This window comes from Pseudoduganella violaceinigra DSM 15887, from assembly GCF_000425385.1.
GTDB classification, from domain to species: Bacteria; Pseudomonadota; Gammaproteobacteria; order Burkholderiales; family Burkholderiaceae_D; genus Rugamonas; species Rugamonas violaceinigra.
Map to the genome: position 1 here is coordinate 232,269 of NZ_KE384361.1, position 20,291 is coordinate 252,559.

Annotated in this window: 17 protein-coding genes; 10 read left to right on the forward strand and 7 right to left on the reverse strand. The window is 64.5% G+C overall.

Features of this window, described 5'->3' with window-relative positions:
• The first annotated feature begins 104 nt into the window (after nucleotides 1-104).
• The 6 genes from H597_RS0128805 (at nucleotide 105) to H597_RS0128830 (ending at nucleotide 6,659) form a co-directional block, all read left to right on the forward strand.
• Nucleotides 105-470, forward strand: a complete 366-nt coding sequence (locus tag H597_RS0128805; protein ID WP_028105168.1) for a hypothetical protein — start codon at nucleotides 105-107, stop codon at nucleotides 468-470.
• Nucleotides 471-537: 67 nt separating this feature from the next.
• Nucleotides 538-1,818: an alpha/beta hydrolase gene (locus H597_RS34515; RefSeq protein ID WP_028105169.1), complete on the forward strand. Its 1,281-nt coding sequence runs from the start codon at nucleotides 538-540 to the stop codon at nucleotides 1,816-1,818.
• A 14-nt stretch (nucleotides 1,819-1,832) separates the two neighbouring features.
• On the forward strand, nucleotides 1,833-2,228 hold the full coding sequence (locus H597_RS0128815) for an Hpt domain-containing protein (RefSeq protein ID WP_028105170.1): 396 nt from the start codon (nucleotides 1,833-1,835) through the stop codon (nucleotides 2,226-2,228).
• Between the two features lie 232 nt (nucleotides 2,229-2,460).
• Nucleotides 2,461-2,841: an SEL1-like repeat protein gene (locus H597_RS32890; protein ID WP_211232100.1), complete on the forward strand. Its 381-nt coding sequence runs from the start codon at nucleotides 2,461-2,463 to the stop codon at nucleotides 2,839-2,841.
• Between the two features lie 94 nt (nucleotides 2,842-2,935).
• Nucleotides 2,936-5,680 (forward strand): XrtA/PEP-CTERM system TPR-repeat protein PrsT, encoded by a 2,745-nt coding sequence (gene prsT / locus H597_RS32895; protein WP_083941344.1) that lies wholly within the window; start codon nucleotides 2,936-2,938, stop codon nucleotides 5,678-5,680.
• A gap of 97 nt (nucleotides 5,681-5,777) precedes the next feature.
• Nucleotides 5,778-6,659 carry a PEP-CTERM sorting domain-containing protein gene (locus H597_RS0128830; RefSeq protein WP_028105171.1) on the forward strand — a complete coding sequence of 294 codons (882 nt, stop codon included), beginning with the start codon at nucleotides 5,778-5,780 and terminating at the stop codon, nucleotides 6,657-6,659.
• On the opposite strand, the gene H597_RS0128835 is transcribed toward H597_RS0128830, so the two are convergent.
• A complete protein-coding gene (locus tag H597_RS0128835; protein WP_035375437.1) occupies nucleotides 6,647-8,257 on the reverse strand; it encodes an FAD-binding oxidoreductase in 1,611 nt (536 codons plus the stop codon). The genes H597_RS0128830 and H597_RS0128835 overlap by 13 nt on opposite strands.
• A gap of 1 nt (nucleotide 8,258) precedes the next feature.
• Nucleotides 8,259-8,972 (reverse strand): N-acyl amino acid synthase FeeM domain-containing protein, encoded by a 714-nt coding sequence (locus H597_RS32900; protein ID WP_051294191.1) that lies wholly within the window; start codon nucleotides 8,970-8,972, stop codon nucleotides 8,259-8,261.
• 172 nt (nucleotides 8,973-9,144) lie between these two features.
• On the opposite strand from H597_RS32900, the gene H597_RS0128845 reads away from it, so the two are divergent.
• The 4 genes from H597_RS0128845 to H597_RS0128860 all read left to right on the forward strand — a co-directional run bounded on the left by H597_RS0128845 (nucleotide 9,145) and on the right by H597_RS0128860 (nucleotide 13,221).
• A complete protein-coding gene (locus H597_RS0128845; protein ID WP_028105173.1) occupies nucleotides 9,145-10,074 on the forward strand; it encodes an EDSAP-1 family PEP-CTERM protein in 930 nt (309 codons plus the stop codon).
• Nucleotides 10,075-10,175: 101 nt separating this feature from the next.
• Entirely contained in the window at nucleotides 10,176-11,699 is a 1,524-nt protein-coding gene (locus H597_RS0128850; protein ID WP_028105174.1) for an XrtA system polysaccharide chain length determinant, read from the forward strand.
• 11 nt (nucleotides 11,700-11,710) lie between these two features.
• Nucleotides 11,711-12,475 (forward strand): XrtA-associated tyrosine autokinase, encoded by a 765-nt coding sequence (locus H597_RS32905; RefSeq protein WP_051294192.1) that lies wholly within the window; start codon nucleotides 11,711-11,713, stop codon nucleotides 12,473-12,475.
• 86 nt (nucleotides 12,476-12,561) lie between these two features.
• Nucleotides 12,562-13,221, forward strand: coding sequence for a class I SAM-dependent methyltransferase (locus H597_RS0128860; RefSeq protein ID WP_229632269.1), 660 nt, complete (start codon nucleotides 12,562-12,564; stop codon nucleotides 13,219-13,221).
• Here the strand turns inward: H597_RS0128860 and H597_RS0128865 are convergent.
• Genes H597_RS0128865 through H597_RS0128885 form a run of 5 tightly spaced genes read right to left on the reverse strand, consistent with a single transcriptional unit; the run spans nucleotide 13,203 to nucleotide 20,281 of the window.
• On the reverse strand, nucleotides 13,203-14,363 hold the full coding sequence (locus H597_RS0128865; protein ID WP_028105176.1) for a hypothetical protein: 1,161 nt from the start codon (nucleotides 14,361-14,363) through the stop codon (nucleotides 13,203-13,205). The two genes, H597_RS0128860 and H597_RS0128865, sit on opposite strands and share 19 nt — an antisense overlap.
• Nucleotides 14,364-14,365: 2 nt before the next feature.
• A complete protein-coding gene (locus tag H597_RS0128870; RefSeq protein WP_028105177.1) occupies nucleotides 14,366-15,721 on the reverse strand; it encodes an MBOAT family O-acyltransferase in 1,356 nt (451 codons plus the stop codon).
• Entirely contained in the window at nucleotides 15,711-16,757 is a 1,047-nt protein-coding gene (locus H597_RS0128875; RefSeq protein WP_035375471.1) for a glycosyltransferase family 4 protein, read from the reverse strand. The genes H597_RS0128870 and H597_RS0128875 overlap by 11 nt, the downstream gene beginning before the upstream one ends.
• A gap of 16 nt (nucleotides 16,758-16,773) precedes the next feature.
• A complete protein-coding gene (locus H597_RS32910) occupies nucleotides 16,774-18,198 on the reverse strand; it encodes an oligosaccharide flippase family protein (protein WP_035375472.1) in 1,425 nt (474 codons plus the stop codon).
• Between the two features lies 1 nt (nucleotide 18,199).
• Entirely contained in the window at nucleotides 18,200-20,281 is a 2,082-nt protein-coding gene (locus tag H597_RS0128885) for a glycosyltransferase (RefSeq protein WP_229632270.1), read from the reverse strand.
• Nucleotides 20,282-20,291 lie beyond the last annotated feature (10 nt).

Sequence of the window (20,291 nt, forward strand, 5' to 3'; positions counted from 1 at the left end):
GACGAGTATAACTACTAAAAGATCGTTGATTTAAAGTGAATCTTGACGAAAAATGCAAAATTGCATAGTCAAGACCGTACGCGCAACGTTAGAAGGAGTCCTCAGTGAAATTGAACATTTTGTTATTTTTTTCGGGCTTGCTTTGCCTCGCCCCGGCACAGGCGATTCCGGATACGGAACCCGACGTAACGGCCCAGGTCGCCGAAGTTCTGGAGGGCGTGGCGGACGGCAAGGCCGCGTCGGAGCGCTTCACGGAACGGGGAGCAAGCTACCTGGCGGCACCGGGTCTGGCGGCCACGTTGAAGGGCTGCGCACGCCCCGTCGCGCTGGAACTGCTGTCGCGCAATGTGTATGGCGAAGACCGTTTGTACGTGTACCGTGCGAAATGCCAGCCGCAGGCCTTGCGCATCGCTATCGATTTCAACAAGGCTGCCCGCATCAACCGGCTGGAACTGGCCCCCGAACACTAGATGCACGCGGTGCTGGACTTGGCGTTGTGTGTGTGGTCAGATATGCACTAATTAGCCAGGAGACAGCATGGACGTCATTACGACAGCAGTGACGGCAGGTGCCGGCGAAGGCGGCGTCAGTGCCGCCTATCAAATGCTGAAGTCCCGCTTGTCGGCGCAGTCGTCGTCTGTCGCCGACGCCATTGCCGATGTGGAAGAAGATCCCGGCTCGCGTTCGCGCCAGTTTGCCCTGAGCGACGCCCTGGCATCGGCCGGCCTGGCCGGCGACCGCTACCTGCGCGCCGCCGCGCGCAACCTGATCGATGAGGTCGAACGGCGCCGCAATGCGCGCACGCCGGCGACGGCCAGTCTGGATGGCGCGCCTAATCATGCTGTCATGAAAGTCTTCTTCGCCACCGACCGCGAACTGAGCGGCGACCGCCATCCGGCGCGGCTGTTCGGTGCCGCCCGCGGGCAATTGCGCTATGGCAGTTGCGAAGTGAGCATTCCGCGCGACCACCGCATGGGCGAACTGGAATCGCCTTCCCTGCTGCGGATGGAATTCCGCCAGGATCCGGAGCAGCATGTGGTGTTGCTTTCGGCCGATTTGGCCGAGCGCGAAAGCTATATGGCGGAACTGCGCCAGGCCATCGCCGCCAGCGGCAGCCGCGCCGCTCTGCTCTTCATCCACGGCTACCGCACCACCTTCGAGGATGCCGCAAGGCGCACCGGCCAGCTGGCTTACGATCTCGGTTTTCGAGGCGCCCCGATTTTTTACAGCTGGCCCTCGCAAGGCAAGCTTTCAGGCTATATCTTGGATGAAGCCAATGTGGAGTGGACCCAGGCCGACTTGTCCGCCTTCCTGGCCGACTTCCTGCTGCAGTGCGAAGCCGAGCAGGTTTACCTGCTGGCGCACAGCATGGGAAGCCGTGCCATGGCCAAGGCAACGGCCAGCGTCATCGCCGCCCGGCCCGAGCTGGCCAGCCGGATCCGCGAAGTGATCCTGGCGGCGCCGGATATCGATGCCGACGTCTTCCGCCAGCAATTGCTGCCGGCCCTGGCGCCCGTGCCTAGTCCGTTGACCCTGTATGCATCCTCGGAAGACCTCGCCCTGCACGCCTCGAAGGCCGTCCATGGCTATGCGCGCGCCGGCGAAAGCGGTCCTGGCCTGGTGGTGGCGCAAGGTGTCGAAACCATTGACGCCAGCGGCATGGATACGGGATTCATCCACCATGCCTATTTTGCCGAGCAGCGTTCGGCCCTGAGCGATCTGTATTACCTCATGCAAAAACATACCCGGGCTGCCGAACGCTTCGGCTTGCAGGCGGTCGACGGGACGACGGGACGCTATTGGACGTTCCGCGCATAAAGGAGACCCGCTTTATGAGTTACGCAAGCGCGCCCGACGAGGCGATTTTCTGTGTCGACAAATTGCTTGACTATATGGGGCATGACGCCAAGGCCATGAAGACGGTCGTAAAGATCGTCCGCGATGGCATCGGCCCGGGGGTCGAACCGCTGAACATGGCGGGGGAAGCGATCCGGGACGCGAAATTCATGGAGGCGCGCCGCATCCTGCATACTCTGCGCGGCTCGATCGGCAACCTGGGGGCGAAACGCTTCGTCGCCGCCTCCCTGGCGCTCGAACTGGCGCTGCAGGAGGGCCGTATTGTTGAGATTCCACGCTTGTTTACGGCAGTGGAAGGAGAGCTGAAACTGGTCCACGACCATGCCGGAGCATGGCTCGACCAGCATAGCGGGCGCGCCGTGGCCCGCTAACGAATGGTTACATCTGTTACCCCACCAGTTGATGCGGCGCAACATCGCCATGGTATCATGCAACACTCGTACGTTTGGCAGGAAAACAAGGCGACTCGCGCGCCGGGCTTGACCAGCGTTTCATAGAATGATGCAGGTGCTCGATATTGACGTCGGGCAACAAATTGGTACAATACTACCCTTTCGGGAATCACTGGGGCATATGGATATTTTCAACAAGGCGGGTGTAATTGTGACGTCTACCCTCGTCATGGTCGGTATGCTGATCGCCTGCCAAGTCAAGGAAGAGGTCCAGCCGCCTGCCCCCGTCGTTGAAGCCGTCGCCCGCAAGCTTGCCGAACACGGCGGCGCCGCAGCGGAACGCCGCCTGCGCGAATGGGAAGAGCAAGGCTCCCCGGTCGCCGCCCGCGAACTGGGGCTGCTCTACATTCTGGATGCTGCAAAGCACAACGAAGCGGTGCGCCTGCTGGAAAAAGCGGCGCTCGCCGGCGATACCGTGTCGGCCAACTACCTGGCCAACCACGCGCGCTCCGGCACCACCGTTAGCCGGGGCGACAGCGAGCGCGACATGCCCATGTATGTGCAACTGGCAAGCCAGCGTCAAACCAAGTAATCCTCCTCCCGATCGCAGCTTTATTGAGCGCGATCAACAAGTACTTCCCTCGAGCTCCCTACGCTGGTAACTCCACCAGCCCAGGGAGTTTGCCATGTCTCGAATTATTACGGTCGCGGCCGGATTAACGCTGGCCGCCCTGCTCGCTTGTCAGCGCATGAAGCCCGTCGACGATGTGCTGAAGGATGCACGCGAGGCCCACGCGCGCGGCGAGGACCGGGCGGCGGTGATCCACCTGAAAATCCTTCTGCAGCACGATCCTGGGCACGCGTCCGCGCGCCGTTTGCTGGGAGAACTGCACCTTGCGCAAGGCGACGCGGTAACGGCGGAAAAGGAATTGCGGCGCGCCTTGGCCCTTGGCCAATCGAGACAGGAAATCCTCCCCCTCCTGGTAAGAGCCCTGCTCGCCCAGGCCGCTTACCAGGGCGTACTGGACGAACTGCGCGGCGAAGCCCGCACGCCCGTCGTGCTGGCCTGGCGCGGCGACGCGCAACTGGGCCTGGGCAAGGCGGAAGAAGCGTCCCAGCTGTACGGACTGGCCCTGCAAGGCGACAGCAGACTGGTCGCAGCACACCTGGGCCGGGCTCGCCTGGCTTTGCTGCAGAACGACCCTGCCGCCAGCGCCCTGGCGGTCGAGCGAGCCATCGCCGCCGAACCGCGCAATCCGGAGGCATTGCGCGCCAAAGGCGACCTGCTGCGCAGCCGCGGCGAGCTGGCGGAAGCGCTGGCAAGCTACCGCGCCATCTTGCAGGTGGACAAGAATAACGTACAGGCTTACGCCGATATGGCGGCCACTTATTTGCAGGACGGTAAGCCGGCATTGGCGCGCCAGCAGCTCGAGGCTGGGCGCAAAGTGCAGCCCGCCAGCCTGGTCCTTGCGTATGCCCAAGGTTTGCTGGATTTCGCGGAAGGCCGGCACAAGGCGGCGCTGGAAAAGGCGCAAGCGGTGCTGCATGCCGCCCCCGACCATTTACCCAGCATGCTGCTGGCAGCGACGGCGGAAATTGCCACCGGCGCCACGGGCGAGGCCCGCGTCCACTTGCAGCGCTACCGAGAGAGCCGGCCCAATGAGCCGTATGCACTGCGCCTGCAGGCGATGTGCGACCTCAAGGAAGGCAAGGCACGCGCAGCGCTGGACCTGCTCGAGCCCTTGCTTGTCGGCGAGGTCCGGGACATCGAGTTATTGGCGCTCGCAGGCGAAGCCGCCATGCGGACCGGCAAACACGACCTGGCGGCACGCTGGTTCGGGCAGGCCAGCAAACTGGCGCCCGAATCGGTCGACCTGCTGGCATCCAATGGTTTGAGCCTGCTCAGCCAGGGCCAGGACGCTCGCGCGATCGAAGCGCTGGAACTGGCTGCCCGCCAGCAAGGCGCAGCCGCCTCGCGGGCGGGCGCCCTGCTGGTCATGGCGCAACTGCGCAGCCGGAATTTCAGCCGGGCCATGGAACAGGTCCATAAAATGGAAGCGCAAGGTGATAACCCGGCGGTGCAGAACCTGAAAGGCGGGGTGCTGCTGGCGAGCGGCGACCTGGCAGGTGCCCGCAACGCGTTCTCACGGGCGCTGGAACTCGACCCGGACCATTTGCCGGCACTCGATAATCTGGCCGAGCTGGACTTGATGGAAAAGAAGGCGCCGCAGGCGCGCCAGCGCTACCAGTCCGCCCTGGCGCGCAATCGTACGAGTGTGCCGCTGATGATGGCACTGTCCAGGCTGGAAACGCGCCAAGGCAAATTGCCGGCAGCGATTGAATGGCTGGAACGCGCCATAGCACAGGCTCCCGATGCAGCGGCACCCGCGCAAAGCCTGGCCGCTCTGTATCTGGCGAGTGGGCAGGCGGGCAAGGCATTGCCGCTGGCGCAGCGTCTGCGGGCCCTGCAGCCGGACGATCCTGCCATCTTGGACATGCTGGCCCAGTCCGCATCGGCGGCCGGGAAACCTGCGGAAGCGCTGGACAGCCTGCAGAAGTTGGCCATCCTGCGCCCGTCCATCGCCGACGTGCAGCTACGCATCGCCCGTACCCACCTGACATTAGGGAAAAATGCCGATGCGCTGGCGTCCGCGCGCCGGGCCATTGCGATCGACCCCGCGCGCGAGGATGCTTTGCTGCTGGCCAGCGCCCTGATGATCGATAGCGGCGCATACGGCGATGCCCACAAGCTGGCACAATCGGTCCAGCAAAGGACGCCCGCCGCTGCGATCGGCTTCAAGCTGGAGGGGGATGCACTGATGGAACAGGGCAAGGCGGGCGAGGCAGCGCAGCAATACGAGCGTGGCTTCAAGCTCCAGCCAAGTGGCCCGATGCTGATCGCCTTGCATCGCGCCCTGCACGCCGCCGGCAAGTTGACCGCGGCCGAGCAGCAGATGCAGGCGTGGCTGGAACAGCATGCGGACGATCAGCCAACCAGGCTGTATCACGCCAGCCATTTGCTGCAGCGCCTGGAGTTTTCTGCGGCCCGCCGCGAATACGACCTGATCTTGCAACGCGACCCGGATAATGTCGTGGCCCTGAATGACCTGGCATGGGCGCTCCTGCAAATGAACGATGGCGAGGCCGCGCGGCCGGCCGAGCGTGCTTACCGGCTGGCGCCCGGCAATCCGGCCGTGGCCGACACGCTGGCCTGGATACTGGCGGAAACGGGCAAGCCGGCGCGCGCCCTGCCGTTGTTCAAGAAAGCCCTGGATAGCGCCCCTTCCTCGCCCGAGATCCGCCTGCATTATGCCTATGCATTGTTCCGCAGCGGCGACAAGCGCGCCGCGCGTGGGCAATGCCAGCAGTTGCTGGCGATCCAGGATTTTCCGCGCCGCGCGGAAGTGGAGGGACTATTGGCCAAGCTGTAGCGTGTCGGAACGCTTTACGCCATGGCTGAGTGCCCTATGGCGAAAGCGCTGGCGCATTCCTTGCTGCATGGAGCATATCCATCACAGGGAGCACACCATGTCCATAAGCAAACTCTGCAAGGGCGCCGGGCTATCGGCCCTGGCCATCGCCGGTCCTGCCGCCGCCACTGCCCTCGCACCTTTCGTGCTGCACACGCCAGGCGCCGTTGAAATCAAATTCAGCGGCTACCTCGCGCGCAGCGGCGACAGCAGCGGCGGCCCCGGTACGCGCGAGGCCAGTTTCGGCGCCGGGTATATGACCAGCATCCATGAGCTCGGCAATCCTGCCAACCAGCTCTGGCATACCGGCCAGGACAACCAGAACATTTCCTTCATGATGTACGGCGCCGCCGATAGCGCGGTCCTGCCAGTGCCCGGCTCGCCTGCCCACCAGGTGTACGGCGCCGGCTGCACGCATGCCGCCTTCGGCTGCGACGGCAAGATCCATCTCGACTTTTACCTCGACAAGCTGACCGGGGGCACCAATCCCGGTTTTGGCCTGGGCGGCATCAAGGCCTCGCAACGGCAAGGCTTCAACCACCTGGGCGGCATCACCGACGGCACCTTGCTGATGCGCTGGGAGTTCGTGCCCGGCCTGGCGCCGTCCGCGCCCGGCGGCGCGCCGGCCACCTTGTTCCAGCAGTTGAGCGGGGTCACCTCGCCCTCCTCCGGATTCGGCAGCTACCTGGCGCGCTGCGCCGGCGGTCCCGCCTGCCGCTACTTCGCCAGCGGCATGCAGCAGTCCGGCGCCGATTTTTACGGCACGAGCACCATGACGTCCATCCTTGCCCTGTCTGCGATCGGCCAGAACGGCTGGAGCACGCGCCTGTCCGATCCGGTGGTCGCCCAAGTCGCGCTGCCGCTGCCGGCATCCTCCTCGCTGCTGGCGCTGGGCGCCGGCGCGATGGTGCTGGTGCGAAGGCGCCGTCAGCGGGTCTGATAACGGCCCGGCGCCAGGATCTGCTGCGGATCGAGCGCGGCCTTGATGCGCGCCACGGTCGTCCAATAGCTGTCGTAGCCGTTGTCCAGCGCGGCCATGGACTGCGGCCCGACGCGATAGGGAATATAGCCTTCCGCCAGCAGGCGCTCGAAGGCCGCGTCGTAGCATTGCCTGGCGCGTGCGGTTTCCGACGCGTCTTCCCGGTCGAAACAGACCGTCAATATCCCGCCCAGGGTGCGTTCGTTGATCATGCTGAAGGTTTCGAACAAGTCGAAACCGTGGCGGGCAAAGACCGCTTCCGCCAGCGCGTGGACGCGCATCAGCTCACGCCCCCGCATGGGCAGGACGGGGGCAAGCCACATCATGCCGCAGCCGTCGCGCGCCGGGTTGGCGTCGCGCGGAAAGCCGGGCGGCAAGCCGCCGCGCCGGCGCCAGTAGGCGCCCGCCAGGAAGCGTCCGTCCGGCGTGCCGCGGTTCATGTTCAACAGGGAGCGCCCGAGCTCCACCTGGGCCGCCAGCCTGCCGCCCAGCCCGGCCAGGTGCAGCAGGCGCGCCGCTCCCGCACCGAGCGCCAGGGCGCGGTCGTCGATGAAACGCAGGCGCGCCTGTTTGCCGATGGCGCCGCGCAGCGCCCGCCGCGCATCGGCGACCTGGGCCGGCCTGCCGTACAGCGCAGCCGACACGGTCCAGGCGCCGATCCCGGCCTTGGCGCACAGGCGCGTGCGCAGCGCCGCTGGTAACGGCGGGCCTTGCGGCACCTGTGCGGCCGGAAACACCATACCGCCCGACAACACCCTGAGGTCGTTGCCGATATGGACGATGCTGCGCAGCGTGCCGTCCAAGCGCAGCGGCCGCAAGGCGTCAACCACGGCGGCAATGCCGTCCTGGCTGGCCACGCTGGCGACCAGGTGGCTGACCGTCTGCGACTGCGGCATCAGCCACAGGCCGAGGCTGGTGACAATCCCGAAATTCGACTGCGTGAACAAGCCGTCCAGCCAGGGGCCTACGCCATAGGGGTAGAGATAGCTGGCGCTGGCATGCGGAAAATGGCCGAACCCCGTTTCCAGCGTCTCGCCGCTGGCCAGTACGATGCGCATGCCGGCGATGTGCAGCATACGGTTGCCGTACGGCGTATGGCCGAAGCCGCGTTCGAGGATGTTGCCCAGCAGGCTAGTATCGGGACCAGCCCCGGTGCAGTCCATCCAGAGCGGCAAATGTTGCTCGGCCAGGTAGGCCGCCAGCTGCGCCTGGGTGACCCCAGGTTCAATCACGGCATAAGCGAGGTCGGCATCGCTTGCCAGGATGCGGTTCATCCCGCCCAGGTCGACAATGACCTGGCCTTCGCCGCTGGGACAGGCATCGCCGTAGCCCCAGTTGCGCCCCGTACTCAAGGGATACAGAGGGATGTCAAATTCTCCGGCGCTGCGCACCACCGCCACCACTTCGCCGTGCGTCAGCGGGCGCAGCACCGCCAATGCCGCCACGGGATTGGCAGAGGTGCTGGCCATATACGGTGCCAGGTCGGCAGCCGCGGTAAGTACGCGGGCGGGACCGAGCAGCAGGCGCCAGGCCTGCAAGGCCGACTCGAGCGCGGCCATGTCAATTCCTCCCCTCGCGCAGGCGCACCGTAATCCCGGCTTCGTCTGCCGGCGAGAAGAAGTAGGGATAGAAGGAGCGCTCGCTGGCATCGGTTTCCATGCGCCCGCCATGCAGCCTGATCTGTTCTGTCATATGCCCCAGGTCCAGCCGCAGCAAGACCGCCGGCGCACCAACGCGGCTGCAGTGCCGTTTCGGCGCGGCATCGCTGAAGCCCAGCATGCGCTTGTAGAACATGACGTGGCGCGGGTTGACTTCGATCACGTAGTCGGTACAGCCGTGCAGTCTGTGGGCGTACACATAGGAAATATGGATCAATGCGGCAAACACGCGCATATTGACGTTGCGGTCAATCGCCAGGCGGGCCGGCTCGCACAGCCGCCGTCCCTGCGCGCGCAAGCCGGACAGGATGTCGCCAAAGTTTTCATCGGCCGGCAAACCAATGGCCGGATCATCGAGACACAGCGACATCGTGCCGATGGTTTCACCCTGGCTGTCGGCCGCCAGCGTAATGCGGTTCGGCTCATGCGGCGCCTTGGGGTCGACCTCGTAACCGCGCCAGCCATACATCTTCTGCAGCAGCACACTGGCCGCCTCGCGCTGCCCGGCCGAGTTCGCCAGGCGGATATGGAATGCTTGCTGGTCGATTGCATGCAAGGGTTGCTGGCTGCTCGCGTTCTCATCGATCAACAGGGAAACAATGGTGTCGTCGTCCACGGTGCGTCCTCCTTGGGGAATAGCGCTTGGACTCACCGGACCGAACAAGGTTCCGCCCGCGTCGGATTTCTTTTCACGTCCAGGCACCGCCAGGGCAACAGCACATGGCACGGATGCTGCTCGTAAGACCTTGCCGGCAAATCCGCCGCAATCCAACCGGGAGATCCCTGCTATGACTACCTTCCGCAAGACCCTACTGGCAAGCGCTGCTGTTCTGGCAGTCGGGCTCGCCAGCGCACCGGTCCAGGCGTCCACCTTCGCCTCCTCCATCCTGGACATCAGCAATTTCCGCCTGCTGCATTCGGGCGGCGCCGCCTACAGCACGTCGGACTTCACGATCCTGCAAGGCACCAACGACGCCCATGCCACCGCGTCCCTGAACGGCGTCTTTGCTGCCGGGGCGTCCTCCATTCCCATCCTCACCGGCACCCCCAACGTGGCGCACCAATGCGTGGGGGGCGGCTGCCCGGTGCTGGGAAACAATAATTTCAACCCCTTCCCCAGCCCGCCCCCCGTGCCCGGCAGTTTCGGCTATGCGGACCAGGACTTGAGCGGGGCGGCGATCGTCATCAACGGCAACCCGGCCGGCGCCCACGCCCGCACGCGCGCCGATGCCTCGACCGCCACGAACGCCATTGCTTCCGGCAATTCGGACGTGGGCACCTCGACCACGTTCGCCTTCACGCTCGGCGCCTCGGATACCATGCAGATCGCCTTCGACGCCAAGCCCTACACCCAGGTTTATGTCTCGCCCGGTTCGGGACCGGATGCCAACGCCAATGCACGCCTGTCCTGGTCGATCAACATCATCAACCTCAGCACCGGCACCTCCGTCTTCACCTATGCGCCGGGCGCACTGAACGCTGACAGCGTGCTGAGCCGCACGGATGGCAGCCCTGGCATCCTGACCTATGCGCCGGCATTCGCCGCATTCGGCGGCCTGACCCCGCTACTGGTGGCCGGCACCACGTACCAGATCACCATCCAGCACAACACCCTGGCCAACACCCTGCAGCAGGAGTTGCCGGAGCCGGATTCGGTGGCTGTGCTCGCGGTCGGCCTGCTGGCGATGTCGGCAGCGCTGCGCCGCCGCAAATCCTGAGCACTTCTTGAGCGGCCTCAAAGTTCGGGCGGGTTCGCCTGCCATGCTGGAAACCCGTCCATATAATCAAGAGACCGAGGCGTAATACCAGGGAGTGCGGCATGGAGCAACTCATCAGCCAATTGCTGTCCGGCCTGAAAGGGATCTGGAAGCACCGTTGGGCCGGCATTGGCATCACCTGGCTGCTGGTGCTGGCAGGCTGGGCCAGGGTGTATGCCATGCCCAACGAATTCCAGACCACGGCGCGGGTGTTCGTTGACACCCAGAGCATCCTGAAACCGCTGATGGTCGGCATGACCAGCGTTCCCAACGTCGAGCAGCAGGTGGCGATCATGAGCCGCACCTTGCTGAGCCGTCCCAATATTGAACGTGTGCTGCGCATGGTGGACCTGGACTTGCGCGCCGTGTCGGCGCGCGAACACGACGCCTTGGTCGACACCCTGCTGAAAAATATCCGCATCAACGGCACCGGCACCTACGATATCTACACGATCAGCTACACCCACTCCGACCCGCGCCAGGTACGCGACGTGGTCCAGGCTCTGCTTGCCATCTTCGTCGAGGGCAGCTTCAAAGGTAAGAAAGGCGACTCGGAAAAAGCCGTGCAGTTCATCGACGAACAGATCCGCAGCTATGAAGAGCGCCTGCTCAGCGCCGAAAACGCGGTCAAGGAATTCCGCCTGAAGCACAATTATCTGTTGCCCAGGGAGGGCCAGGACTACGGCGGCAAGCTGCTGACAGCCAGCGAGGCACTGGAAAGCGCCCGGCTCGAACTGGCGGAGGCGGAGCAATCGCGCAAGGCCATCGAAGCGCAGTTCAGCGGCGATGAGCCCGTCATGAGCGCCATCGGCGCCTCCGGCGATGCCTCGGACCTCGAAGGGCGGATCAGCACCCTGAACAAAAGCCTGGATACGCTGCGCATGCAGTACACGGACCAGCATCCCGATGTCGTCTCGACACTGCGCCTGATCGCCCAGCTTGAAGACAAGCGCAAGCAGGAACGGCAGCAGCCGGGCGATGCCGGCGACGCGGCGCGCCAGTACAGCCCGCTTTTCCAGCAGATGAAAGTCGCCCTGACGGAGGCCGAAGCCCGTGTCGCCGGCCTGCGCGCGCGGGTGGAAGCCTTGCAACAACGGCAGGCGCAATTGCAAGAGCAGCGCAATGCCGTTCCCGAACTGGAATCGCAGCTTGGCCAATTGACGCGTGACTACCAGATCAACAAGGATAACTATGAAAAGCTGATCGCCCGCCGCGAAGCGGCCAAGCTGTCGGGGGAATTGACGACCACTACCGAGATGATGAGCTTCAAGATCATCGACCCGCCGACTTTACCGCAGCGCCCGATCGGCCCCAACCGGCCGCTCTACTACAGCGTGGTCCTGGTGGTGGCCGTGCTCGGCGGCGCCAGCGCCGCCCTGGGCCTGTCGGAAATGCGTCCGACCTTCCTCAGCCCGGCGGAACTGCGCGCAGGCACCGGCCTGCGGGTACTCGGCACCATCGCCATGAATTGGACCGATGAGGAACGGCGCCGCCATTGGCGCGACCGGATCGGCTTCGGTGCCGGCAGCGCATGCCTCTTGTTGGGCTACAGCGGCGTCATGGCTTACTCCTTGCTGTACCAATAGACGGAGGCCCCATGCAATTACCGCCCAGTTTGCTCGAAGTCGCGCCGCCAATCGAGCTCGGCTATGCCGACATCAACCTGATCCGCCTGCGCCAGCGCGGCATGGTGACCCACGAAAGCGGCCGCACCTCGGTGGCGGAAGACTTCCGTATCGTCAAGCGCCAGTTGCTCAACGATGCGCGCGCCGGCGGGGCCGACGCCATCGCGCACGGCAACCTGGTGATCGTGACCAGCGCCCTGCCCGGCGAAGGCAAGACTTACTGCGCCATCAACCTGGCGATGAGCATCTCGATGGAAAAGGATGCCCGCGCCTTGCTGGTGGATGCCGATGTGGCGCGTCCGTCGGTGCTGAAAGTCCTGGGCCTGCAAGCGGAACGGGGGTTGATGAACGTCCTGCTCGATGGCAGCATCGAACTGTCCGACGTCATCCTGCGCACCAATATTCCATCGCTGAGCCTGCTGCCGGCCGGACCGGCCAGCCGCCATGCGACAGAATTGCTCGCGAGCCGCAACATGAGCCGGCTGCTCGAAGAGCTGGCCAGCCGCTATCCCGACCGGATTATCGTGTTCGATTCGCCCCCGCTGCTGCTGACGACCGAAGCCAGCGTGCTGGTATCGCAAATGGGACAGGTCATCATGGTGGTCGAGGCCGAGACAACGACACAATCCGCCGTACGGACCGCCTTGCAGCGCATCGAGCATTGCCGTCACGTCAATCTGATCTACAACAAATCGCGTGCCTTCCCCGGCACCGAATACTACGGATACTACGAATGATTGACGCTGCGGCTCTCGGTGTTTTGCTGCTGCTGTGTGCCTGCATCCTGCACAAAGTCAGGCATATGCACCTTCTGGTACACACCATGAAAGATGATTCGCGCCAGCAAAATGCCAGCCTGTTCCGCCAGCTGGAAGCCTTGCAGGGTTTATACGTCAGCCTCGGCCTGCAGCGCGCCCTGCCCTTGACGCGCGGCTGGGCCGCATCGCCGGACTTCCTGCAGGAACTGGCAGCCCATGCACTCGACGAGAAGCCGGCCTGCGTCGTGGAATGCAGCAGCGGCACCTCGACGCTGGTCCTGGCGCGCTGCCTGCAGATCAATGGCTATGGCAAGGTGTACAGCCTGGAACATGATCCCGTCTACGCGCGGCGCACCAGGCGCCAGCTGGAAATGCATGGCTTGGCCAGTTGGGCCGAGGTAATCGATGCGCCCTTGCTGGCCCAGGCTTGCGGCGGCAAGCAGCAGGTCTGGTACGACTGCAGCGGACTGGCGGCGGTCCAGCGCATCGACATGGTCGTCATCGACGGCCCGCCGCAGCTGACTTGCGAACAGGCCCGCTATCCTGCCGGACCGGTCCTGTTTCCGCGCCTGTCGCCGGGCGCCGCGGTGTTTCTGGATGATGCGGCACGGCCCGGCGAGCGTGCCGCCCTGGCCCGCTGGGCGGGTGAATTTCCCGAGCTGGAGATCTGCGCGCTTCCCTGCGAGAAAGGCGCCGCCATCCTGCGTCAACGTCCCTTTGCTTGATTGGTGGCGATGCTGTGGGCGGTGGCCGCTTCAAAGCGATGCGTCTGAAGGTAGGCAAGCCGGTTCTTACGCAACCGGGCAATATGGGCTGCCATCGACTCCGGCAATAGTTCATCGCCAAAACCATCTGCCGCCGCTGGGCCACCAGACAGGCGGGCCAGAATGGCGTCACCGACATTCTCACGATAGTGCGAGGTCTCCCAGTAGTTCCGCATTTCCGAGCTATCACCCGGTTGCGGCACATATTCGCTGGTTACGCCGTTAAAGCCGGAGAAATCGTACAGCCGCGCATCGCAGCCGGCTTGCCGCAGCCGCTTGCCCATGGCGGCCAGGCGAACCAGCCATTCCTCATACTGCCCGCCCCTGCCTGCCCAATACATGGCATCGATCGTCATCGCATGGGTGGGGTTCACGTACAAGCTCCAGCGTAGCCCGCAAGCGCGCCTTACGCTCGTTTCCAGGGCTTCCATAGCGCCATCCGTGGGGCCTTCGCCGCGCAGGAATTCGCGCGTGCGCGGGCCGACCACTTCGGCCGCCCCGCCCCAGCCTGCAATCCGGCTTCGCATGCACTCGCCGTCGCGCTGGCCGAATTGCGCCAGGCTTGCGTGGCAGATTTCTGGAGTCTGGCCACCCAAAATGTCGAACGAGGCGCGCGTCATATCGATACTGACAGCGCGCTGCAAATCCAGCAGGAAGCGCCGGCCCAGGTAATTTCCGCCAGAGGCAAGCAAGCCGTTCTCCAGCTCGGTATTGCCGACCGACAGGGTAAAAGATGGCGCATCGATACCCCAGATCACGCTACGGATGTCCGCCACGCGCCGCGCATGGGCAAGCATGCGCAGGGCGTCGCCAACGGTCGCCCCGGATAGCGCGGCATTGAAAACACGCAGCGGCCCGCTTTTCGGTACGGCCAGGCCGAGTTCGGTACGCGAATTGCCTAGGTAAATTACATCAGGGCGATACAGCGCCAAGGCGTAGGTCTTGCCCCAGGCATTGAGCTTTTCGATCGGCGCCCGTAAGCGCTGGACTTGCGGCGTCTGCCATTGATGGATGAGATAAGGGTCGACCAGGTAATTTGTGCCTGCCACGCTGCACACCATCAGCAATGGCAGGCCGCCCGCGATGGCAAGATAGGTCTTCATTTTTAGAATTGGAAGTAGAGGAATTCGGTCGGACGGTTCATACTGAACACACAAGCGAGCAGCAAGGCTGCAACGGCGCCGGCGTTGCGCAACCTCCCATTCCAGCGCTGCTCGACAAGTTGCCGGGTATTCGGCGCGAACCAGGCGGCAAGGGCCGCCAGCAGCAGCAACGGCAATTCCATGCCTCCGGCAGGAATCCATCGCAAACCAGGACCGCCCAATGCGTGCGGCAGCCCTGCTCCATGCAGGCCGGCCATGCCAGCCCATATGCTCAATGCAGATGCCAGATCGGGCGACCGGAATGGCACCCAGGCCAAGAGCACGGCACAGAAAGTGAGGGGCCCTCCCCACCATCCCGGCCGGTTTGCGCCGAATCGCTGGTGAAGCACGAGGAACACACCATGCAAGGCGCCCCAAGCGAGGAAGGTCCATCCCGCGCCATGCCACGCACCGCCCAGTATCATGGTCGCCATCAGGTTGGCGCGCCGGCGCCATTCGCCTTTGCGGTTGCCGCCCAAGGGAATATAAAGATAGTCGCGCAGGAAGCGGGACAGCGTCATATGCCAGCGGCGCCAGAATTCCGCGATGTTGCGGGACTGGTATGGCGAGTCGAAATTTTCCGGCAAGCGCACCCCAAAGAGCCGCGACAAGCCGATCGCCATATCGGAGTAGCCGGAAAAGTCGAAATACAACTGCATGGCGTAGGCAAGCGTGCCAATCCACGCGTCCAGCAGCTGTGGGGCAGCGCCGGCGGCAAAGACCGGATTGGCCAGCGGCGCGAGATTGTCCGCAACCAGCACCTTCTTGGCCAGGCCCATGGCGAAGATCGTCAGTCCCAGCGCCAGGTCTTCGGCTTGCAGCGGACGGCCATTGCGGAACTGCGGCATCATTTCCGCATGGTGTAGCACCGGACCAGCCACCAGGTGTGGAAAATAGCTGACAAAAAGCAGATACGGCGCGAAGCCCGGCTCGCGCGCGCTGCCGCGCCAGCAATCGACAAGGAAGGCCAGCTGCGTGAACGTGAAAAACGAAATCCCTATTGGCAGGGGCAGGCCCGCTGAAATTCCGAACAGGAAGGCGGCATATTTAAACCAGAGCAGCAAGCCCAGGTCCAATAGCAGCGAAACAATAAACACGGCCGCCCGCCATCGTCCGTGCAGGCTGCAAATGGCTAGTCCTGCGCAATAATTGAAGCAGATCGACGCAAGCAGCAGCGGCAGGAAGCGCCAGTCCCACCATGCGTAAAAGCAGAGCGAACAAAGTCCAAGCCATGCCACGCCATGGCGGCGCAGCAGCTGGTAACCCGCGAGTGCCAATGGCAGGAACAGGAATATGAAGGGAAAGGAGTTAAACAGCATGGGCCGGCACCAGCTCGCGATAGCAGGCGGCCACCTGGCCGGCGACCCTTTGCCACGTGAACTGCTCCACCATGGCCTGAACGACGGCCCGCTCCGGCGGACGCGAAGCCAGGCTGATGATGGCGTCGCGCTGTGCCAGCTTATCGTTCCAGGCGACCTTGCGCAGCATGAAGTCCGCCCCTTCCAGCTGGAGCGCGCTGTCCTGCGTCATGACCACCGGTGTCCCCGCCGCCATCGCCTCCAGGACGGAGAGCGGGAAGATCTCGCCCTGGCTCGGCAGGGCGACCACGGCGGCGGCCGCGAAGGCGCTCGCCAGCAACGGATCTTCATGGTCCAGCGCGCCCAGCCAGCGCACCCAAGGCGATTGCAGCACCGTTTGCAGATATTCGTGGTCGTCGCGCGCCACCGGCCCGATCATCACCAGCGGCAGCTCGCACCCCTCCAGCGCCTGGGCCAGGCCTAATTGGTTTTTGTACGAAGAGACCGTCCCGACCGTCAAGACGAATGGGCCGACGATGCCGGTGCGGTGGCGGAACAATTCCGCCTTGGCGGTAAAGAACTGGCGGCTGATCCCGTTCGGGAAGACACGGATCTTGGCACGCTCCGTGAGAAAGCCGCTGATGATCGCCTCGCGTTCGGCCTCCCCCAGCGCGATCACGAGGTCGGCCAGTTGCAGCGCCCGTTTGGTTTGCGCATAGCTCGTTTGCAGATTGTACGAGCAAATGCGCCCTGCCAGGCGGTCCGCCACCCGGGCGCGAAAGCCGGCGTTGCGGTTCCAGGTCGGCGAAACCAGGGGCGACAGGACCACCGGAACGCCCAGTTCGACCGCCGACTCGACCACCCTGAAGTTGCCATTGAAGGCTGAAAAAACATGTATCAAATCATAGTCGGCCAGCTTCTGGCGTGCCGGATCGACCAGCTCCGCCGACATCGCCGCATCCAGGTGATTCAGCGCGCAGACTGTTTCCCGCACTTGCACCTGCAAGCCTCCTTCGCGCTGGAACAACATGGGATAGGACAGGATTCCAACACGCATAGCCATCTCCCCTTCATCACTGCCATTCCGCCCTGCGCAGGAAACCGGCCAAGGGATGCTGCTGCAGCCAGATCGCCAGTCCCCAACCCAGCGCGCCCGCGAACGCGCCCGCCAGCATTTGCCATGGCCCGGGCTCGGCCCCGCCATTCGCCGCATACGCCAGCAAGGCCGGCGCCCCTGCCGCCGCAGTCGCCATGGCGCTTTTGCGCATGGGCCGCAGCAGGCCCGCCAGCTCAAGCCCATACAGCCCCCGCAAGCAACGCAGCACCAGCCAGCTGCGCAGTACCAGGCTCAATGCAACCGCAACTGCCAGCCATTGAAGACCCGCCAGGGCACCGGGCACCAGCAGCGACAGGCGTCCGGCCACGGCGATGGCATCGATACGGGCCTGTGCCGCGATGTGTCCCGTCGCCACCAGCAAATGGCGCACCATACTGAACATGCTATACAGCGCAGCGGCGCCGCACATGATCCGTATCAAAGGTAGGCAGCCTTGCCACTGATGGCCGTACAGAAGTTCCACCAGCGGCGCCGCGTACCACCCGGCGAACAGGAAGAAGGGCCACGACAATGCGGTGATGCAGGCCGCGGCCGACAGGTAGGCCTGCACAGGATCGCCGCCCTCGCGCGCTTGCCGGGCGAACAAGGGGAAAACCACCGGCGATACCGCACTGGTCACGGCCTGGTTGAAGAGCGACAGGACCGACTGCGCCTTGCCAAGCAAGGCCACTTCCGCTGCGCCCAAGAGTTTGCCGGCCACCAGATCGGGCGCAACGACGCCAATTTCATCGATCGCATTGGCGGTGACGGCCAGCCCGCCCGGCCGGATCAGCGCGCGCATGCCGCGCCACGCCGGCCGCCATGCCATACCGTCCGGCTGCAGCCAGAGCGCCGCGACGAAGCCCGCCAGCGTCGCCACAAAGCTGCCCCAAGCGAGCGCACAGGGACCGAATCCGGCAGCGGCCAAGGCGATGGTGGCGATGAATTGCGCAAAACAGTAACTTGCGCTCATCTGCAGCAGTGCCCCCGCGCGCATTTCGCGGCGCAACATCGCTGTCACCTGGGACGAGAACGGCACCAGCAGGAAATTCAGCGACAGGATGCGCAGGATATCGAGCAAGCCAGGCTGGCGATAGAACGCAGCCAGCGGTTCGGCCAATACAAGCAAGACCAGTGAGAGACTCCACCCCATCAGTAGGGCGATTCCCAGTAGCGCACGCTGCTCCGGCATCGACAGTTCGCGCCGCGCCACCAGCAACTGCCCCGTTCCCAGGTCGCGGAAGACCTGGGCCAGGCCAGTCAATACCGCGGCAATCGAGTACACCCCGATTTCGGCGGGCGACAGCAGGCGAGCAAGAATCACCGACGATGCAAGGGCAAGCGCCGCCTGCAGGTACTTCTCGGCGAAGCCAAAAGCAAAATTGCGGGCAATGCCGCGCATATCATGCCAGTCCGTCGTAGAAGGCCTCCACTTGCGCGCTGACTACCGGCACAGCGTAGCGGGCCTCCACCTCGGCCCTGCCCTGGCGGCCCATTTCCTCGCGGCGCTGGGGATCGTCCAGCAAGCCCCTGATCGCATTGACTGCGGCCTCGACATCGCCGGGAGGCAGCAAGATTCCGCCCGCGCTGTCGTGCAGGATATCCTCGCTGCCCGGCACCCGGGTCGCCAGCGCCGGCACCCCGCACGCCATCGCTTCGATGGTCGCGATGCCGAAGCCCTCGCGGCGGCTCACCAGCAGGTGCAGGTCCATGGCGGGAATGATGGCCTCAACCTGGGCCTGGAAACCGGTAAAGATCACGCGGCGCGTCAAGCGCTGACGCCGGACGGAATCGCGCAGCGACGATTCCAGCGGGCCGGTGCCGACCAGCAGCAGCTTCAGGCGCGGCCGCGACTTCGCCAGGTGGGCGAAGATCGCCAGCAGTTCCTCCGGCCGCTTCTGGGCCGACAGCCGCCCGACACTGCCAATGACTTCATCCAGTTCGCCGATGCCCCACTGGTTGCGCGCCGCCGCCCGGCGCCGGTGCGAGACCTGGAAACGCCGTACATCCACGCAGTTGGGGATCACGGCCAGCCGCGCTTCGGCCGGCAGCCACTCCCTGTACAAGGCGAGAAAATGGTTCATCGCCGAGTGGGAGACCGCGTAGACACCCTTCACTCCGGACATGGCCCTGCGCAGCAGCTCGCGCTGCCAGTCGTTGAACTCCGTCCGTGGAAAGGCGTTGTGGACGCTGATCACCGAAGGGACGCCGCAATGCTGCGCCAGCCATAAGGCGCTGGCCCCGTAGGTGGTCCAGCAGAAGGCAATATGCACCAGGTCCGGCCGTAGCTTGCGCAGCGCCGGCGCCGAAAACGCGATGGCACGCAAGCGGTTCAACCGGCGCCAGGGCCATTCCTCCAGCATGGGCGGCACGTTCAAGTCCGCGATCTCCACACACTCATCCTGAGCCGATTGGCGCCATCGGTCGTCGCCGTTGAAACGCGGCGGCGCCAGCACGCAGTCATAGCCAACCCGCTTCAGGAAGCGCGCCTCTTCCAGCATGCGCAGCTCCATGCCGCCAAGTTCCCCGGAGAAGCTGGTAATCAGGATGCGCCGGCTCGCCGGGCGCTTCGAGGCCGCCGACGCTTCGGCGATGTATCCGCCAAGGTAGGCCAGTTCCCAGCGGCGCTGGAAGATCCTCTCCGGCTGGCGCAGCAGCATCGCCGCGGCGAGTCCGCAAAACTCCTCGGCGTACTTGCGCAGCATCCAGCGCGGCGCACCGAACAGTTCGGGAAACTGGCCCGGTTTCGCCAGCCGGCAGGCGCCCCGCCCGTAGCGGCGGGCACGCTTGATCACCCAATCGGCGGTCAACTGCGCTGGACGGATATGGTGAGCCACCCGTGCCGAGGGGCAGAACCAGGACTGAAATCCCGCGCCCTCGAGCAAACGCGTAAAGCTGACCTCCCCGCCCATCGCGTAGTCGCCGGCCGCCGGGCCCATGGTTTCATCGAAGCGATAGCCATGCCGGAATACTTCGCCGCGCACCGCCATATTCGCGCCCCATACCAGCCCGGGATACACCGGTCCTTCCGGCATCTGGGGATCGGTCAGGCCGTAGGTCAGGCCGCAAGGCACGAGGCGCAGCAGCCACCCGGGCGGCGCCTCGCTCCAGTCGGGAACAATGCTGCCGCCGAAAATGGCAAAGCCCTGCCGCTCGGTGGCGGCTTCGGCGTAGCGCAGCAGCCAGTCGCGTTCGGGCGTCGCGTCGTCGTCCGTGAAGACGAACAGGCGCGTCTCGGGTCCTTTCATCGCCAATGCCAGCCCATGATTCAGCGCCGCATTTTTGCCGCGCCGCGGCTCGAAGGTGTAATGGAGCGGCAAGCGCCCGGTGTAGGACATCAGCAGTTCGCGCGTCCCGTCATCGCTGCCGTTATCGACCACCAGCAAACGCCAGCCCTCCTCCGGACTATGCAAGCGGGTGTAGGCATCGAGCACTTGCGGCAAAGTGCGCACTCCATTGAACGTGGCCATCAGCACAGTGAGCATGGCATTTCCT